This is a genomic window from Streptomyces sp. NPDC058664 (assembly GCF_042716635.1).
GTDB lineage: Bacteria > Actinomycetota > Actinomycetes > Streptomycetales > Streptomycetaceae > Streptomyces.
On the sequence record NZ_JBHXRW010000097.1, the window covers coordinates 1 to 16,495 of the forward strand.

At 75.5% G+C, this 16,495-nt stretch carries 15 protein-coding genes; 8 read left to right on the plus strand and 7 right to left on the minus strand.

Annotation, left to right across the window (positions count from 1 at the left end; genetic code table 11):
- Positions 1-120: 120 nt before the first annotated feature.
- A complete protein-coding gene (gene secD, locus ACFWUY_RS38540; RefSeq protein ID WP_384121079.1) occupies positions 121-2,457 on the minus strand; it encodes a protein translocase subunit SecD in 2,337 nt (778 codons plus the stop codon).
- 147 nt (positions 2,458-2,604) lie between these two features.
- On the minus strand, positions 2,605-3,060 hold the full coding sequence (locus ACFWUY_RS38545) for a hypothetical protein (protein WP_384121081.1): 456 nt from the start codon (positions 3,058-3,060) through the stop codon (positions 2,605-2,607).
- A 189-nt stretch (positions 3,061-3,249) separates the two neighbouring features.
- Between ACFWUY_RS38545 and ACFWUY_RS38550 the strand changes: the two genes are divergently transcribed.
- From ACFWUY_RS38550 to ACFWUY_RS38585, 8 genes are all read left to right on the plus strand, one after another.
- Positions 3,250-3,912, plus strand: a complete 663-nt coding sequence (locus tag ACFWUY_RS38550) for a lysophospholipid acyltransferase family protein (protein WP_384121083.1) — start codon at positions 3,250-3,252, stop codon at positions 3,910-3,912.
- A 165-nt stretch (positions 3,913-4,077) separates the two neighbouring features.
- A complete protein-coding gene (locus tag ACFWUY_RS38555) occupies positions 4,078-4,818 on the plus strand; it encodes a cupin domain-containing protein (RefSeq protein ID WP_384121084.1) in 741 nt (246 codons plus the stop codon).
- Positions 4,815-5,873 carry a hypothetical protein gene (locus tag ACFWUY_RS38560; RefSeq protein ID WP_384121086.1) on the plus strand — a complete coding sequence of 353 codons (1,059 nt, stop codon included), beginning with the start codon at positions 4,815-4,817 and terminating at the stop codon, positions 5,871-5,873. The genes ACFWUY_RS38555 and ACFWUY_RS38560 overlap by 4 nt, the downstream gene beginning before the upstream one ends.
- Positions 5,874-5,923: 50 nt before the next feature.
- On the plus strand, positions 5,924-6,967 hold the full coding sequence (locus tag ACFWUY_RS38565; RefSeq protein WP_384121088.1) for a hypothetical protein: 1,044 nt from the start codon (positions 5,924-5,926) through the stop codon (positions 6,965-6,967).
- The gene (locus tag ACFWUY_RS38570; protein WP_384121090.1) at positions 6,964-7,851 is read left to right on the plus strand and encodes a hypothetical protein; all 888 of its coding nucleotides are present in this window, start codon (positions 6,964-6,966) and stop codon (positions 7,849-7,851) included. Before ACFWUY_RS38565 ends, ACFWUY_RS38570 begins: the two co-directional genes overlap by 4 nt.
- Positions 7,852-7,894: 43 nt before the next feature.
- Positions 7,895-8,452, plus strand: coding sequence for a hypothetical protein (locus tag ACFWUY_RS38575; protein ID WP_384121092.1), 558 nt, complete (start codon positions 7,895-7,897; stop codon positions 8,450-8,452).
- A 48-nt stretch (positions 8,453-8,500) separates the two neighbouring features.
- The gene (locus tag ACFWUY_RS38580; RefSeq protein ID WP_384121095.1) at positions 8,501-10,276 is read left to right on the plus strand and encodes an asparagine synthetase B family protein; all 1,776 of its coding nucleotides are present in this window, start codon (positions 8,501-8,503) and stop codon (positions 10,274-10,276) included.
- Positions 10,277-10,376: 100 nt separating this feature from the next.
- A complete protein-coding gene (locus ACFWUY_RS38585) occupies positions 10,377-11,750 on the plus strand; it encodes an aldehyde dehydrogenase family protein (RefSeq protein ID WP_384121097.1) in 1,374 nt (457 codons plus the stop codon).
- On the opposite strand, the gene ACFWUY_RS38590 is transcribed toward ACFWUY_RS38585, so the two are convergent.
- From ACFWUY_RS38590 to ACFWUY_RS38610, 5 genes are all read right to left on the minus strand, one after another.
- Positions 11,747-12,241: an NUDIX domain-containing protein gene (locus ACFWUY_RS38590; protein WP_384121099.1), complete on the minus strand. Its 495-nt coding sequence runs from the start codon at positions 12,239-12,241 to the stop codon at positions 11,747-11,749. The two genes, ACFWUY_RS38585 and ACFWUY_RS38590, sit on opposite strands and share 4 nt — an antisense overlap.
- A 114-nt stretch (positions 12,242-12,355) precedes the next feature.
- Positions 12,356-13,279, minus strand: a complete 924-nt coding sequence (locus tag ACFWUY_RS38595) for a glutaminase (protein WP_384121101.1) — start codon at positions 13,277-13,279, stop codon at positions 12,356-12,358.
- Complete coding sequence (locus ACFWUY_RS38600; protein ID WP_384121103.1) at positions 13,276-14,364, minus strand: enoyl-CoA hydratase/isomerase family protein; 1,089 nt, start codon at positions 14,362-14,364, stop codon at positions 13,276-13,278. Before ACFWUY_RS38600 ends, ACFWUY_RS38595 begins: the two co-directional genes overlap by 4 nt.
- Positions 14,365-14,660: 296 nt before the next feature.
- A complete protein-coding gene (locus ACFWUY_RS38605; protein WP_384121105.1) occupies positions 14,661-15,344 on the minus strand; it encodes a GNAT family N-acetyltransferase in 684 nt (227 codons plus the stop codon).
- Between the two features lie 285 nt (positions 15,345-15,629).
- On the minus strand, positions 15,630-16,346 hold the full coding sequence (locus tag ACFWUY_RS38610; RefSeq protein WP_384121107.1) for a ribonuclease H: 717 nt from the start codon (positions 16,344-16,346) through the stop codon (positions 15,630-15,632).
- Between the last annotated feature and the right edge of the window lie 149 nt (positions 16,347-16,495).

The window sequence follows — 16,495 nt, forward strand, 5'->3', positions numbered from 1 at the left end:
TTTTTTTTCACCGTGTCCGGGGGGGGGGGGGGGGGCGGGGGCGGGGGGGGGGGGGGGGCCGGGCCCCCCCCCCCCCCCCCGCGGGGGGGGGGGGGGGGGGGCGGCCCCCCCCCGGCGGGGTCAGACCACGGCGCCCGAACGGTCCCGGTCCGCGCCTGCCCGCCGCCCCGGTCCCGAGCCTCCGCCGACGGCCGGGATCCGGACCGGCCGCCGGGTCTCCAGGGCCACGGCCAGCGGCATCGCGGTGAACACGGTGGACGCCATGCCCAGGACGACGCCCGCGAGCAGCGCGACGGAGAAGTCGGTGAGCGAGTCACCGCCCAGGACCGCGAGCGCCACCAGGACGAAGAGCGCCCCCATCCCGGTGTTGACCGTACGGGGCAGGGTCTGGGCGACGGCCCGGTCGGCGAGGTCGGGAAGCCCGACGCCCCCGCCGCGGCGCCGGAGCTCCCGCAGCCGGTCGAGGACGACGACGGAGTCGTTGACCGAATAGCCGACGACGGTCAGGAGCGCGGCGAGGAAGACGCTGTCCACCGGCTTGCCGAGCCAGGCGAACAGGCCCACCACGAGCAGCACGTCCTGGGTCATCGCCGCCACCGCCGCCGTCGCGTACGTCCAGCGGAACCGCACGGTCAGATAGAGGAGCTGGGCCGCCACCGCGAGGCCGAGCGCGAGCAGCGCGTGGGTGCGCAGCTCGCCTCCCAGGCTCGGGCCGATCAGGTCGTCGCGCGTCACCTCCACCGGGCCGGCGACCCGGGTGAGCGCCTCCCTGATCTCGTCCTGTTCGTCGTCCCCGGTCTCCCGGACCCGTACCGACACGTCCTCGCCGTCGGACCCGACACCGTCGCCCGTCGTCCGCACGACCGCGTCCGGGAAACCCGCCGCGGCGATCGCCTCGCGTGCCGCGTCGGCGTCGACCGGACGCTCGGCCGCGTACTGGACGACCCGGCCGCCGGTGAACTCGACGCCGAACTCCAGGCCCCGGACGCCGATGCCGGCGAGTGCCGCCATCAGGAGCCCGGCGCAGGACATCAGCCAGCGGCGCCGGTGGGTCATCAGCCGGGGGACCCGCCGGGTCAGCCGGGTCCGCAGCCGGCCGAGGTCCGCGATGCCGGTGACGGCCGGCCGGTGGCGCACCGCGGGCAGCCGCAGTGCCAGATCGGCGAGGATCCGGGTGATCACCATCGCGGTGAGCAGCGAGGTCACGACACCGATCGCGAGGGTCACGCCGAAGCCCTTGACCGGGCCCGTCGCGAAGACGAACAGCAGGCCGGCCGCGAGCAGGGTGGTGATGTGGGAGTCCGCGACCGCGCTCCACGCCTTGCCGAACGCCGTCGCCAGCGGACGCCGGGGATCACGCCCGGCGGTCCGGCCGAGCGCCGCGTACTCCTCCCTCGCCCGTTCGAAGACGAGGACGTTCGCGTCGACGGCGATGCCGACGGCCAGGACGAAGCCGGCCAGGCCGGGCAGCGTGAGCGTGGCCCCCAGGGCGACCACGGCGGCGTACGAGACCAGCCCGTAGAGGAGGAGGGCGACCGTGGCGAGGACTCCGAGGAGCCGGTAGACCACCATGACGAAGAGTCCGGTGCAGGCGAGTCCGATCAGCGCGGCCAGGGCGCTCGCCCGGATCGCCTCGGCGCCGAGCGTCGGTCCCACGGTGCTCTGTTCGACCGTCGTCACCGGGACGGGCAGCGCGCCGCCCTCCACGAGCGCCGCGAGATCACGGGCCTCCTGGGCGGAGAACCCGCCGGTGATCTGCGCGGAGCCGCCGCCGATGCCGGCGCCGCAGGGGACGCCGGCCTGCATGCCGGGCGCGGAGACGACCCGGTCGTCGAGCACGATCGCGACCCTGCGCGCCGGGTCCGCGGGCGCCGCGCAGGCCGCGTCGCCGGTCAGCTCGGCCCAGGCGCCGGCGGCGCGGTCACGGAAGGAGAGGTCGACCGTCCAGCCCCGGCCGCTCGTGGTGTCGAGGACGGCGTCGGCGCTCTCGACGCCGTCACCGGTGAGCGCGGGCGCGGCCAGGGCGAGAAGGCGTCCCGGCGTGTCGGGGTCGGCGAGGACGCGCGTCCCGTCCGGCGCGGCCGGTCCCGCGGGTCCTCGCGCCTCGCCGGTGACGGCGTGGAAGGTGAGCTGCGCCGTACGGCCGATGACGTCGGCGGCCTGGCGCGGGTCGCGGAGCCCGGGGAGTTCGATGACGATGCGCCGTTCGCCCGAACGGGCGAGCGACGGTTCCGCGACGCCGAGGCCGTCGACGCGCTTGCGGAGCACCTCCAGGGCGCGGTCGGTGGCGGCGGCGTCCGCACGGGTGGTGGGTCCGTCCTCGGTCTGGAGGACGATACGGGTTCCGCCGCGGAGGTCGAGTCCGAGACGGGGCGGGGTGGTCAGGGTGATCCAGAGGGAGAGCGCGACGACGGCGAGCGCGAGCAGCGCACGCCAGAGCGCGGAACGAGAGGTCACGGGTACTCCACGGGCAGCGCACGGCGACGGCGCGCGTCCACGCGGAGGGTGGGAACGCTCGTCGGCCGTGCCGGACGTACGGTCGGATGCGCGTCGTCGACCGGTCCGGGGGCATGCCGAGGGCCCGGACGGCGACGCGGGGGAACGTCAGCTGTGCCGGGCGGAGGGAGGGCCGCGGGGGGCGCGCGGTGCGCGGGGTCCGGCGGGCGGCGCGCGCTCCCGGCGGGGGTCGCCGGCGAGGGCGCCGCGCGCGGGTACGGACAGGTCGGCGGGAACGGCGGCGGTGGCCGCGGGCGTTCCGGGGATCCGCAGGGGGTTCTCGACGGCGGCCGGGAGTCGCACGACGGCGGTGGGCGCGAAGTGCGGCTCGGGCGACGAGGCCCGCGCGGGGCTGTGGGGCGGGCTGTGCCGGGGACTGTCCCCGGGAGCGTGGTGCGCGGGAGCGTGGTGCGCGGCGCCGGGGGCGGCCGGGAAGGCGGCGGTGACCGGGTGGGGTGTCGGGGCGAGGGCCTGCGCCGTCGGTGCCGGGAGGACGAGCAGGGACCAGACCGCGCAGAGCAGCGCGGGCAGCAGGGTCGCGAGTCGCCGGGCCGAATGTCCCACCGCCCCTCTCCCCTCCCCGATCCGCCTGTGGGGGCCAGCCTAGACCGGAGGGCAAGGCCGCCGGCCACCGGGCCGCTCGGCCGCGGCTGTTGGGTACGACAGCTGAGTACGCGTGCTCATGTGGGGCGCGGCGCGATCTCGCACGATGGGTGGGTCAGCGCTTCGTCCTCGGATCCAGGGGGCCCGCCCGTGCTCAGCCGTATCGCCGCCCATGTCGTCCCGTTCTTCGGGCGACTGACCGTCACCACCGACCCGGAGGCCCGGATCGAACCCGGCAGCATCCTGGTCGTGAACCACACCTCGACGGCCGACCCGGCGCTCGTCCTCGCCGCGCTCCGCAGGCGGCTCGCCGTCGAACCCGTGCTGCTCGCCACCTCCGGGCTGTGGCGGGTCCCGCTGCTCGGCCGGGTCCTGACCCGCGAGGGATACGTACCCGTCCACCGCAACTCGGCGCGGGCCGCCGCCGCCCTCGACCACGCGGCGGTCGCGCTCGCCTCGGGACGGCACGTCATGCTGTACGCGGAGGGCCGCATCCCGCCCCGCCCCGACGCCGCCGAGAATCCGCCGGAGGCGTTCCGCACCGGGCTCGCCCGGCTCGCCGGGGCCACCGGGGCGCCGGTCGTGCCGATCGGCCAGGCCGGTGCCCGCCGGATCACCTCCGGCGGGCGCGTGAAGCAGATCGCGGGGGTGCTGACGGCGCCCGTCCGCAGGCCGGGCCTGCACGTCCACATCGGGACCCCGCTCCGGCTGCCCGCCGACGTGTCCGCCGCGACGGCACTGGCCCACGGGGCCGTCACGGAGGCATGGCGCACGGCGGCCGGGGCGCTCGGCGAACCGGCGGCACACACCTGACCGGCGGCGCGCGGCCCGTCGGCGGGTCACCCCGCGCCGTGGCGACGGCCGTTCACCTCCGGGCCGCACGGGAGTCGCGCCGAGGACTCCCGCTGTTCCCGAACAGCGTTCTACGATGCGATGGTTGTGCGTGTGCGCGCAGAACGGGCGTCAGGGGGAGGCGCGATGGCGGAACGATTCGTACGCGTACGGGACCACGTGCCGGAGGACCTGCCCGGCGAGGTCCCGCGCGACCTGCCCGACGGGGTGGAGCTCTACCACCTGAGGCCCGACGGCGGCATCCTGCTCGCCGACCGGGAGGGGCGCCGGGAGCTCGGACCGGAACGGGAGTTCCTGCGGTTCATCGACGACGGACAGTTCGCCCACTATCTGGTGGGGGACGCCGCCACCTCGCCCGAGCGGCCGTCCAACGCCACCGTCAAACTCGGGGTCGTGGGCCCGCGCAGCGCCTTCACCCCGCACGCGCACGGCGGTGAGCACTTCGTCCTCAGCCTCGGCCATGCCGCCTGCGGGCTCTACGACGAGGACCGGGCGCGGGTCGTCGACGTCCCGCTCGTGCCGGGCATGCTGATCCGCATCCCGGAGATGATGCCGCACTCGTTCGCCAACCGCGCCGACGTGCCGCTGACCATCCTCGCCGCGAACACCGGTTACGGGATCGACCACGAGGACTACGCGATCACCGCGGCCGAGGCCGAGCGGCGGGCGAAGGCACCCGTCGGCGGCACGCACGGCCGCACCGCCCTGGCCGCCGGACCGTCGCTCACCGACCACCGCGCCCTGGCCGCCGCGCTCCGCGACATCGAGCGCGCCCAGCGCGTCCACGGCATCGCCGCCACGACGGTCCGGGAACGGCTGGCCGCCCGGCTGCGCCGGATGGCCACCGCCCTGGAGGTGCCCCGGTGATCTGCCCGCACTGCGAACGCAACCTGCTCCGCAAGGAACGCACCGGAAACCGCTGCTCCCACTGCCGGCGCCCGTACGCCCTCGACCCCAAGACCAACCCGCTCGGCCTGGGCGACCTCCGGGTGCGCCGGATCACCGCCGCGCTCACCGACGAGGGCCGGATCCGGATCGTCCCGGACCAGCTCTGGTACGCCCTCTCCCGCAAGCGCCTCCGGGACAACGAGTTCGCGCCGGGCTGCATGGGCATGGCCATCGGCGCGGGCGTCGTCGCCGTCGTCGCGGCCGTCGTCAGCGAGATCCCGCAGCTGCTCCTCGTCACCCCCGTCATGCTGCTCGTCGGCCTGGGCATCGCCATGGCCCGCGCCGCGGGCGTCGGGAAGGGCGTCCCGCCCCTCTCCCGCGAGGCGTTCCCCGCGCGGGTGCTCGCCGAGTGGCGGAAGGTGTACGGGGCACTGCCGCCCGGTGTCCTCGACACCGGGGGATCCGCCGGAGCCACGGCGGCCGGGACGGGTGAGGGCGCCACGAACGGGGTGCTCGTCTGCCCCGACCCCGCCGTCGTCGCCTTCCTCGTCGCCGACGGACTGCCCGCCCGGTACGGCCTCGTCCCGGTCCGGAGCCCCGAGGAGGCCCGCGCGGTCCCGTCGGACGGTCCGGTGCTCGTGCTCCACGACATCGACGCGTACGGCGAACTCCTCGTCCGGCAGCTGCGGGACGCCTTCCCGGGCCGTACCGTCGTCGACGCCGGACCGTCGCTGCGCACGGTACGGGCCCTGCCGCGGGCCGTCCCCTACCGGGAGCCCGGGCGGAAGCCCGGCGCGGAGCACATGCGGCTCCTCACCGGACTCGGCGCGTTCACCCCCGAGGAGCTGAAGTGGCTCGGGAAGGGCTGGCGCTTCCCCCTCGTCGGACTGCCGCCGGCCCGGTTGCTCGGCGTCGTCGAGCGGGTCGCGGGACAGGTCACGCGCGGGGTCGACGCCGACCTGCGGCGGGCCGCCGACCTGGGGTTCCTGAGCTGGCCGGACGCGGCCGGATCCGACCTGGCGGGTGACCGATGACCTGCCCGCACTGCGCCACCGGGCTTACGGCCAAGGAGCGGACGGGGTACGTGTGTTCGCACTGCGCCAAGCAGTTCGCGCTGGATCCGAAGGCCCACGGCCGTGGCATGAACGACCTGCGGATCCAACGGATCGCCGCGAAGGCCACCGCGGGTGGCCGTCTGCAGATGACCGTCACCCAGCTCTGGTACCTCAGCCGCACCTCCAGCGGTTCCCGGGGGCCGAGGCCCGCACGCGGAATCAGGCCCGGCGTCCGGTGGCTGGTCGCCGCGCCCCTCGCGCTCCTCCTGCTCGCGGTCGGCATTCTCGCCCACGGCGGGCCGGGCGGGGTCGCCGCCGCCGTCGTCGTGGTGGTGGCGGCCTCGGTCATGCGGTACAGGCCCGCCGAAGCCCCCTGGTCGTCCATCAGTCCCCCGGAGGGCGAGTTCCGGCAGATGATGCACGACCGCTGGAAGGCCGCCTACGGGAAGCTGCCGCCGCGCGTGGTGGACGACGGCCCGCGCGCGTCCGCGCCCCACGAGCTCCTGGCGGACCGCCCCGAGGCCGTCATCCTCTGCACCGACCACGCGGTCGCCGTGTTCCTCCGGGTCAACGGCATCCCCGCGAAGCTGAAGGCCCGGCTCGTCGAGGCACGGCCGCCCGCCGCGCACGAGGCGCTCGTGGACGTTCCCGAAGGGCTGCCGGTGGTGGTGCTCCACGACGCGAGCGCCCTGGGGGCGTTGCTCGCCCCGCTCCTTCGCCTCGCCCGTCCGGACCGGGCCGTGGTCGACGCCGGCCTTCCCGTGGCCGCCGTCCGGACGCGCCGCGGTGCCGTGCACCGGGTCTCGACCGCGCCCACGGCGAGCGCCGCGGACCTCCGTTCCGTCGCGGGCCTGTCCGGGGCGGACGCCACGTGGCTGGCCCAGGGGTACTGGAGCCCCCTGGCCGCCGTTCCGCCGCGCCGCCTGGAGGCGGTCGTCACCGCGGCCGTACGGCAGGCGCTGGCCGCCCGGCCCGCCGGCCTCCGCTCCACCGACGGCTTCCTGACCTGGCCGGCCGAGGTGCCGGCGCCGGGCGGCGAGACGTCCCGACCGAAAGGCGCCACGGCCGGATGAGCCAGCGACACCTCCCGTCCCTCGGCCAGGGCGTCGGCCCCGGAGCCGCCGCGCGGGTGACCGGCCGGGCGATCGACGTGGCGGCGGTCCGCGCCGCCGCTCCCGGCGGGCTGCGGTTCACCGAGCGCCAGCTCTACTACGAGACCTGCCGCGTGCTGAGCCCCGGGGCGGCCCTCCTCGGCCGGATCCCGGGCACCCCTCCCCCGGTCCTGCGCCTGCCCGCGTTCACCCGCGCCCTGGACGTACGCGGCCGGAAGACCGTACCGGGCCTCCTCCAGGACCCGCCGCCCGCCCCGCGCCTCCCGGGCGCGGGCGAGCCGTCGGAGCCGGACCTCTACGACTACGGCCTTCCCCGGCTGCTGATCTGCCAGGACCGCCCGATCGCCGGGATGCTGCTCGCCAACCACGTGCATCTGGAGGCGGCCTGCCCGGTCCTCACCGCCGACGACGCCCTGCCGCTCGGCCCGCGGCTGCTCGCCGCCCTGGAGCGGGCGGGCGGCGCCACCGTGCACGTCCTGCACGACGCGAGCCCGTCCGGGGTCGCGCTCCCGGCCCGGGTCAGAGCCGGCCTGGGGCCCGTGCCGGGTGTACGGGTGGTCTCCCTGGGTCTGGTCCCCCGGCACGCGGCCGCGCTGCGCCTACCCTCCGGCCGCGGCCCGGCGCCCGGCCCCGCCGCCCTCGCCGCCCTGCCCGCCGCCCTCCGGCCACGGGAGACCGAGTGGCTGGCGAGCGGACGGTTCGCCCAGGTGGCGGCCGTGTCCCCGGCCCGGCTCGTACGGACCGTCCTGCGTCTCACCCGGGGACCACGACCACCCCGCGACTCCCTGTGGAGCGGCCTGCGCGAACTGCGCGGAACCGGCTTCATGACCTGGCCCGCCGCGTGAACCGTCCCGGCGCCCCCTCCCACCGACCCGAGGTACGCACACCATGATCCGTCCCGAAGAGATCGGCTACACGGACGAACTGCTCGCCGACGGCACCGTCCACCGCGCCTACGAGGACGGCCTCGAGGAGTGGCGGCGCCGCACCGCCGGCCGGCCGCACCTCGTGTCCTGGCACGACAACCGCGGCTCCTCCGGCACCGACGAGCTGCTCGGCGACCGCATCATCAAGCGCGTCCTCGCCGACGGCACCACCGGCTACGCCCGGGACATCGGCTACGGCCGCACGCTGTGGGGGGCCCGGGGCGAGAAGGTCCTCGTCAACCGCAGTTCCTTCGGCGGCCGGATGGGCGTCCTCCTCACCGGCCTGGGTGTGGCGACCCTCGCGATCACCGCCGCCCAGCTGCCGCCGCTGAGCCTCTCCCCCGAGCAGGAGGAGGCGCTGCGTCAGCAGCAGGCGCAGGCCCAGCAGTCCTCCGGCGGAGGCGGCGACAGCGGCGGTGGCGACAGCGGGGGCGGTGACGACGGCTCCGGCGACGGAAACGACTGGGACGCGAACTGGGACGGCGACGAGGACGCCTGGAACGACGACGACTTCGGCTGAGCCGCCGCGCCCACACCGCAGGAACGACACGAGGAGAAGGAGCCGTACGTGGCACGTCTGTGCGCCTGCCTGGCCGACACCACCGGGCAGGCCCGCGCCCATCTCGACGCGATGGGCGCGCTCGGGCCCGGCCACGTCCCGGCCGGGGTCCCCGGCGCCGAGCTTTCGCTGCTCACCGGGGAGACCGGCCGCGCCGAGGGCCCGTTCACCGCGTACGGCCGGACGGCCGTCGGGGAGGTCACCCTGCACAACCGGCCGGTGCTGCTCGCCGCCCTCGCGGAGCGGGGCGCTCCCCCGCCGCCCGGCTGCCCGGACGGTGAACTGCTGCTCCGCAGCTGGGCGCTGTTCGGGGAGGCGGGGGTGGCGCGGGCCGAGGGGATGTTCGTACTCGCCGTGCTCGACGGCCGGGACCTGGTCCTGATCCGCGACCACGTCGGCGCCCGCACCCTGTTCTACGCGCGGGCCGACGGCGCCTGGGCCGCCTCCACCTCGCTGCGCGCGCTGCGCCGCTGGCCCGTGCTCGGCACCTCGATGAACCTGTCCGCCGTCCGCTCCTTCCTCACCTTCGCCTATCTGCCCGGGGAAGAGACCCTCCTCACCGGCGTACGGGAGCTGCTGCCCGGACGGGTGCTCCGGCTGCGCCGGGACGGTACGTCCACCGAGACCGTCCACTGGGAGCCCAGGGAACGGATCGAGCAGCCCGCCCCCGAGGACCCGGCCGGCCATGTCCTCGAGCTCCGGGCCCTGTTGGAACGGGCGACGGCGAGCCGGCTGCCCGTCGCCGAACCGGCCGCCGTGCTGCTCTCCGGCGGGATCGACAGCTCGCTGGTCACGGCCCTGGCCGCGAAGCTCCACAGCCACCCCGTGCACACGTACTCCATCAGCTTCGGCGACGACCTGCCGAACGAACTGGGGTACTCGGGTCTGGTGGCCGCGCACTGCCACACCCGCCACCGGGTCCTGAACGTCTCGGGCGCGACCGTCGCCGCCCGGCTGGCCGAGGCCGCCGCACTCCTCGACAGTCCCGTCGGCGACCCGCTCACCGTACCGAACCTGATGCTCGCCGAGGCCGTGGCCGCCGACGGCGCCTCCGTCGTCCTCAACGGCGAGGGCGGGGACCCGGTCTTCGGCGGCCCGAAGAACCTCCCCATGCTGGTCCAGGAGATGCACCGGACGCCGGGCGCGCCCTGGGACGAGGACCGGGCGACCGCGTACCTGCGCTCGTACCGCAAGTGCTGGACCGACCTTCCGGACCTGCTGACGGCACCGGCCCTCGAAGCGCTGCGGGACGCGCCGCCCCTGGAGCGGCACGTGGCGCCGTACCTGACGGCGGACGGCGGCGGCCCGTACCGGATGGGGCATCTCCTGAACCAGCTGCTGCACTGCAACCTGCGGACCAAGGGCGCCCACCACATCCTCACGAAGGTGGAACGGCTGACGTCCTCGCAGGGGGTGGAAGGGCGTTCTCCGCTGTTCGACCGGTCGGTCGTCGACCACGCGTTCGCGACCCCGCCCTCCTTCAAGCTCCGTGGCACCGCGGAGAAGTGGATCCTCAAGGAAGCCGTCCGGGACCTGCTCCCCGGCACGGTGGTCGACCGTCCCAAGAGCGGGATGCGGGTGCCGGTGCAGCAGTGGCTGACGGGTCCGCTCCGCGACCTCGGCCAGGACCTCCTCCTCGGCCCCACGTCCCGGCGGCGCGGGCTGTTCCGACCGGAGACCGTCCGCTCCTGGCTGCGGGGCGAGGGCGCCCTGCTGCCCCGGCAGGGCGGCAAGTTGTGGCTGGTGCTCACGCTGGAGCTCTGGCTGCGCTCGTACGACGTGTGAGCCACGCCCGGCAGACCGATCCGCAGGACCCGCCGTTCCACCGTTCCACCGTTCCGCCGTTCCACCGGTCGACCGTTCCACCGATCCGCGAAAGGCCGTCATGAGCACCAGCTTCCCGGCTCCCCCCATCGACCTGACCGATCCCCGCACCGGAGCGCCACGCGGCACCGCCGTCCGGTCCCGGCTGCCCGAGGTCGGGGCCGCCGTGTCGGCCGCCCGCGCCGCGCTGCCCGGCTGGAGCGCGCTCACTCCCAAGGAGCGCGGGCGCCGGCTCGAGCGTCTCGCGGGCCTGGTCGAGGAGCACGCGGCGGAGTACGCGGCCCGTGAGCGGGCCGGGACGGGCAAGCCGGAGGCGGAGGCGGCGGGTGAGATCGAGCAGGTCGCGGACCTGTTCCGGTTCTTCGCGACGGCGGCCAGGACCCGCACCGCACCGGCGGCGGGGAGACTCGTGGACGGCCACGAGAGCTGGGTGCGCTGGGAGCCGGTCGGCGTGGTGGGCGCGGTGGTGCCGTGGAACTACCCGCTGCTCATGGCGGCCTGGCGCTGCGCGCCGGCCCTGGCAGCCGGGAACACGGTGGTGGCGAAGCCGGCCGAGACGACCCCCGACAGCCTCCTGCTGCTCGCCGAGCACGCCGGGGAGGTGCTCGGCGCGGACGTGCTCCGGTGCCTCACGGGCGACCGGGAGACCGGTCGGCTGCTCGTCGGGTCCGCGGTGGACATGGTGGCGTTCACCGGCAGCGGGCGGGCCGGAGCGGACGTCGCGGCGCGCGCGGGGACCCGGCGGGTCAGTCTGGAGCTGGGCGGCAACGCCCCGGCGATCGTCCTGCCCGACGCGCCCGCCGACACCTGGGCGTCCCTCGCGGAGGCCGTCACGTACAACGCGGGGCAGAGCTGCGCCGCTCCGGCGCGGGTCATCACCCTGCCGGAGAACTACGAGGCCGCCGTCGAGGGCCTCGCGGCGGCCCTGGGCTCGCGGGTGGCGGGCCGTGACTTCGGACCGCTGAACAACCCGGACCAGGCGGAACGCCACGACCGTCTGGTCGCCTCCTCCGGCGCCAAGCGGAACCTCGCCGCGGGCATCGCCCCGGCGCCGGGCGAGGAGGCGGGACACTGGCGGCCGGCCCGGCTGCTCGCGGACCTCCCGGACGACGACCCGGCCGTCACCGAGGAGGTGTTCGGCCCGCTCCTGACCGTGCAGCGGGCCGAGGGGCCGGCGGCCGCCCTCGCCCTGGCGAACGGTGTCCCGCAGGCCCTCGCGGCGAGCGTGTGGACGACCGACCTCACGGCCGGCCTGGAGCTGACCGCCGCCCTGGACGCGGGCGAGACGTGGCTCAACTGCCATCTCGTGCAGACCGCGGAGCTCCCGCACGGCGGCCGGGGCGCCTCCGGCCACGGCACCGACCTGAGCACGCTGGCCCTCCAGGAGTACCAGCGGCCCAAGACGGTCACGGTCCGGCTGGGCCGCCCCTCCTAGGACCTGGCCCGAGGGGGCAGGTCCTGGCGCTCCAGGTAGGCCGCTCGGGGGACGTCTCCGGACGCCAGGAGCGCCAGGTTGTCGCGGTAGCGGGGGGAGAGGGTCTCCAGGGACGCGATCTTCTCGAGGGGGACCCAGTCGAGGCCGATCTGATCGGTGTCCTGCTCGACTCCGCCGACGAGGTCGGAACTGCCGTCCACGGCGCACAGGAAGACGATCTCGACGCGGTGGTAGTTCTCCGACGTCAGAGGGCCGGGACGGTCGGTCCAGCCTTCCAGGACCCAGAGCAACGGGCCGACCTCCACGGTCAGCCCGGTCTCCTCGCGCACCTCCCTGCGCACCGCGTCGGGAAGGAGCTCACCGGTCTCCTGGCCGCCGCCGGGGAGGAAGTGGCCCTCTCGGCCGTTCCAGATGTTCCGGGTGAGGAGAACGGATCCCTCGTGGAGGACGACGGCCTTCGCGGAGGTGCGGATGCGGGTCGGGACGGTCATGCGGAGCTCTCCTCGGTCCGAGCGGGGCCGGCGACCCCGGCAGCATGCCCACCGCGCACCGGCGGCACGCCCGGCGCGTCCGGCGGCGCGCCCGTCCCGCACCGGCGGCGGGGCTCAGAAGACGGACAGGCCGGTGATGGTGGTGAAGCGGTCGAGGGCGGTCACGCCCGCGACCGAGTTGCCCCGGCTGTCGAGGCCGGGGCTCCACACGCACAGCGTGCAGCGCCCCGGCACGACGGCCACGACGGCCCCGCCGACGCCGCTCTTGCCCGGCAGGCCCACGCGGTACGCGAAGTCGCCGGCCGCGTCGTAGGTGCCGCAGGTGAGCATGACCGCGTTGACCTGCTTGGCCTGGCTGCGGGTCAGCAGGCGCGTACCGTCGGCGCGCAGGCCGTGGCGCGCCAGGAAGCCGGTGGCCAGGGCCAGATCGGCGCAGGAGGCTTCGAGGGAGCACTGGCGGAAGTACTCGCGCAGCAGGTCGGGTACGGGTCCCGTGATGTTGCCGTAGGAGGCCATGAAGTGGGCGAGGGCCGCGTTGCGGTCGCCGTGCGCGGCTTCCGACGCGGCCACGCCGGTGTCGAAGACGAGGTCCGGGTTGCCGCTCTCGGCGCGCAGGAAGGCGAGCAGGCTGCCCGAGGCGTCGCCGGTGAGCCGGTGCAGGCGGTCGGTGACGACGAGGGCGCCGGCGTTGATGAAGGGGTTGCGCGGGATGCCCTGTTCGTACTCCAGCTGGACGAGGGAGTTGAACGGGTCGCCCGAGGGTTCCCTGCCGACGTGGGCCCAGAGCGCGTCGCCCTCTCCGGCGAGGGCGAGCGCGAGGGTGAAGACCTTGGTGACGGACTGGGTGGAGAAGGGGCGGCGCCAGTCCCCCACCCCGTAGACGGTGCCGTCGAGTTCCGCCACGGCCATGCCGAAGTCGGCGGGGTCACCGGCGGCGAGGGCCGGGATGTAGTCCGCCGGGGTGCCGCGGTCGGCGAGTTCGGCGATCTCCTCGGCGATGCGGTCGAGCACGGGCCCGAAGGTGGTGTCGGCGCTCACGCGCCGTCCCCGGCTCCCCGGTCCCCGGAGGCGTGGCGGGCGGCGGCGAGTCCGAGGTCGCCGGCGGGCGGCGCGGTGAAGAAGCGGGCGACGTCCTCGTCCGTGACCTCGGGGAGGGTGGCCGGGGACCAGCGGGGGTCGCGGTCCTTGTCGACGACCTGGGCGCGGATGCCCTCGACGAGGTCGGGGGTGGTGAGGGCGGCGCAGGAGACCCGGAACTCCAGGTCGAGGACCTCTTCCAGGGTCGCGAGCGCGCGGGAGCGGCGGAGCGTGGCCAGGGTGGCCTTGAGGGCGGTCGGCGACTTCGCGAGGAGGGTGGTGGCCGCCTCCTTGGCGGCGGGCACGCCGGTGTCGAAGAGGCGCTCGACGACGGTCTCGACGGTCCCGGCCGGATAGCAGGCGTCGATCCACTCCCGCTGCTCGGCGAGGACGCCGGGCGGGGCCGTGGCGGTGTGGCGGGCGACGGCCTCCCCGGCCGGCAGCCGGGTCAGGTCGTGGACGAGGGCGGGGAGTGCGGCGGAGGGGACGAAGTGATCGGCGAGGCCGGTGAGGATCGCGTCGGCGGCGCCGACGTGGCCGCCGGTGAGGGCGAGATGGGTGCCGAGCTCGCCGGGGGCACGCCCGAGGAGGTGGGTGCCGCCGACGTCGGGGACGAACCCGATGCCGGTCTCCGGCATGGCGATCCGTGAGCGTTCGGTGACGACGCGGACGGAGCCGTGCGCGGAGACGCCGACGCCGCCGCCCATGACGATGCCGTCCATGAGGGCGACGTAGGGCTTCGGGTAGCGGGCGACGCGGGCGTTGAGCCGGTACTCGTCGCGCCAGAAGGCCACCGAGGCGGAGCCGCCGGCGCGGGCGTCGTCGTGGATGGCGCGGATGTCGCCGCCGGCGCAGAGACCGCGTTCCCCCGCGCCCTCGATGACGACGGTGGCGATGTCCGGGTCGTGCTCCCAGGCGGTCAGGGCCGTGTCGACGGCGAGGACCATGGGGTGGGTGAGCGCGTTGATGGCGCGGGGGCGGTTCAGGGTGATGAATCCGGCCCGGCCCTCCGTCCGGAGGAGTACGTCGGCGGTTCCGGTCGGCACGATCACTCGGTCCCTTCGGGTGGCACGGCTCGCTGTCCGGATCACCGTACCGGGCGGGCGGGAACGTGCCCGAGGTGGACCCGGGCGGCCCGTCGGCCGCCGGGCGGGGAGGGCGCCGAGGGACAAGGACATGGGGGCGGGAAGGACTCATCCGCTTCTCGCGGATCCTGATTGCGCGGTGCGCGGTCGGTGACGGCCGCTACCCCGCGCCTCACTGTGGAGTCCTTCCCGTCCCCTCCATGGAACCACCCCTCCGGCGGCGGCGCTAGCGCCCGTCGGAGGGGTGGTGGAAGGGGTCAGGCCGGGAGCAGGTCCTGGGGGACGCGCACCTGGCGGGGGGTGGACATGCGGAGTTCGACGATGTCGCGGACGGCGGGCCATTCCTCGTCGAGGATCGAGTAGAAGGCCGTGTCGCGGACGGCTCCGTCGAGGCCCCGGGAGTGGGCGCGGCGGACGCCCTCGCAGCTGGCGCCGAGGCGTTCGATCGCGATTCTGGAGCGGGTGTTGCGGGCGTCGGCGCGCATCGTGACGCGGCGGACGCCCCAGGTCTCGAAGGCGTGCCGGAGCATGAGGTACTTGGCTTCGGTGTTGATGCCCGTGCCCCGGGCGTCACGGGCGATCCAGGTGTTGCCGATCTCGGCGGCGTCCGGCACGGCGGTCAGCGGATCGCCGTGGGGCGTGCCGGGGACGGGCGGCCAGATCAGCGGCCCCCGCCAGTAGTCGAGTTCGAGGAACCGGGTCGAGCCGATGACGCGCTCGTCGGCCGTACTGACCAGGGCGAAGGGCAGAGAGCGTCCTGCCGCCTGATCGGTCAGGGCACGGGCGATGTAGTCGAGGGCCGATTCGAAGCCGTCGGGTACGGGGGTGAAGGCGTAGGCCGATCGGTCCGCCCCGCCGGCCCGGGCGAGGGCTTCGGCGTGCCGCATCGCCAGCGGCTCCAGGCGCACGGTGCGCCCGGTCAGGAGAACAGGTACTGGCACGGGTCCTCGGGTCTTTCACGGGCAGGGAAAGCTTCCGCCGAGGGGTGACCGCGGCGGCAGCAGGAGGGAGGTTCTCGCCGGGTGCCGATCGCGTCGTGAGAGCGACAAATGAGCAGGTAAAACGGTTCGTCACCGGTGCGAGGAGGACAGTATGCAGCCACAACCGCTCGGAGAACAGAACCTCGGAAGAACCCGGGTACACGCCTGGGTGAAGGCTCGCGCGCACCCGGGTCGACCGGTCTCAAGCAACGGACGGAGCCGCCCGCCAGTCGGACGGCGGACGGGTCAGGCGCAGGCGGGATGGCCCCAGCCGTCGGGGTTCTTGGCGATGGTCTCGCCCTTGTCGTAGGCCTTGCCGCAGCGGCAGCGGCCGGCGAATCTCGCCTTGAGCGTGCCGCCGGACGGGCGTGTCCGACGGGCGGACGCGCCGCCGGAGGAACCGGCCGTGGAGCGGCCGGCGGAGCCGGACGGCGCGGAGGCGCGCGCGCGGGGCGCGGAGGCGCGCGTCGGGGCTTCCGGCGGGGGCAGCGGGGTACCGGCGGCGGAGTCCATGGGCTCCTGGGTACGGGCGGTGTGGCTGGCCGCACGGTCGGCCGCGTCGTTGAGGGGGTCGCCGTCGACCTGGTGCGCGGGTACGTAGACGAAGTCGACGTCCCGGCCGGTCAGGAGCGCGTCGATGCGGACGACCAGGTCCTTGTTGGCGACGGGACTGCCGGAGGAGGTCTTCCAGCCCTTGCGCCGCCAGCCGGGCAGCCAGGTCGTGACGGCCTTCATGGCGTACTGCGAGTCCATCCGGACCTCGGCCGGCACGTCCGGGTCGAGCGCTTCGAGCAGGCGTTCAAGGGCCGTGAGTTCGGCCACGTTGTTGGTCGCCCGGCCGAGCGGACCCGCCTCCCAGCGGTCGATCCCTCCGTCGGCCCGGCCGATGACCCATGCCCAGGCCGCGGGGCCGGGGTTTCCCTTCGACGCGCCGTCGCACGCCGCGATGATCTTTTCCACCATCCCACGATCCTGACACGGCCGCGGGGGGGGGGGGTGGCCCCCCCCCCCCCCCCGGCCCGGGCCCCGGGGGCGCCCCGGCCGGGGCCCCCGCCGGCGGGGGGGGAGATGTGGGCGGAGGTTTGGGGGCACGTGGGGGGGCCCCAGCGGCG

Bases quoted from the DNA above. Each gene is read 5' to 3' on its own strand.
- ACFWUY_RS38555 (WP_384121084.1), top strand. From the start codon at position 4,078: ATGGCGGAACGATTCGTACGCGTACGGGACCACGTGCCGGAGGACCTG.
- ACFWUY_RS38575 (WP_384121092.1), top strand. From the start codon at position 7,895: ATGATCCGTCCCGAAGAGATCGGCTACACGGACGAACTGCTCGCCGAC.
- ACFWUY_RS38590 (WP_384121099.1), bottom strand. From the start codon at position 12,241: ATGACCGTCCCGACCCGCATCCGCACCTCCGCGAAGGCCGTCGTCCTC.
- ACFWUY_RS38570 (WP_384121090.1), top strand. From the start codon at position 6,964: ATGAGCCAGCGACACCTCCCGTCCCTCGGCCAGGGCGTCGGCCCCGGA.
- ACFWUY_RS38585 (WP_384121097.1), top strand. From the start codon at position 10,377: ATGAGCACCAGCTTCCCGGCTCCCCCCATCGACCTGACCGATCCCCGC.
- ACFWUY_RS38610 (WP_384121107.1), bottom strand. From the start codon at position 16,346: ATGGTGGAAAAGATCATCGCGGCGTGCGACGGCGCGTCGAAGGGAAAC.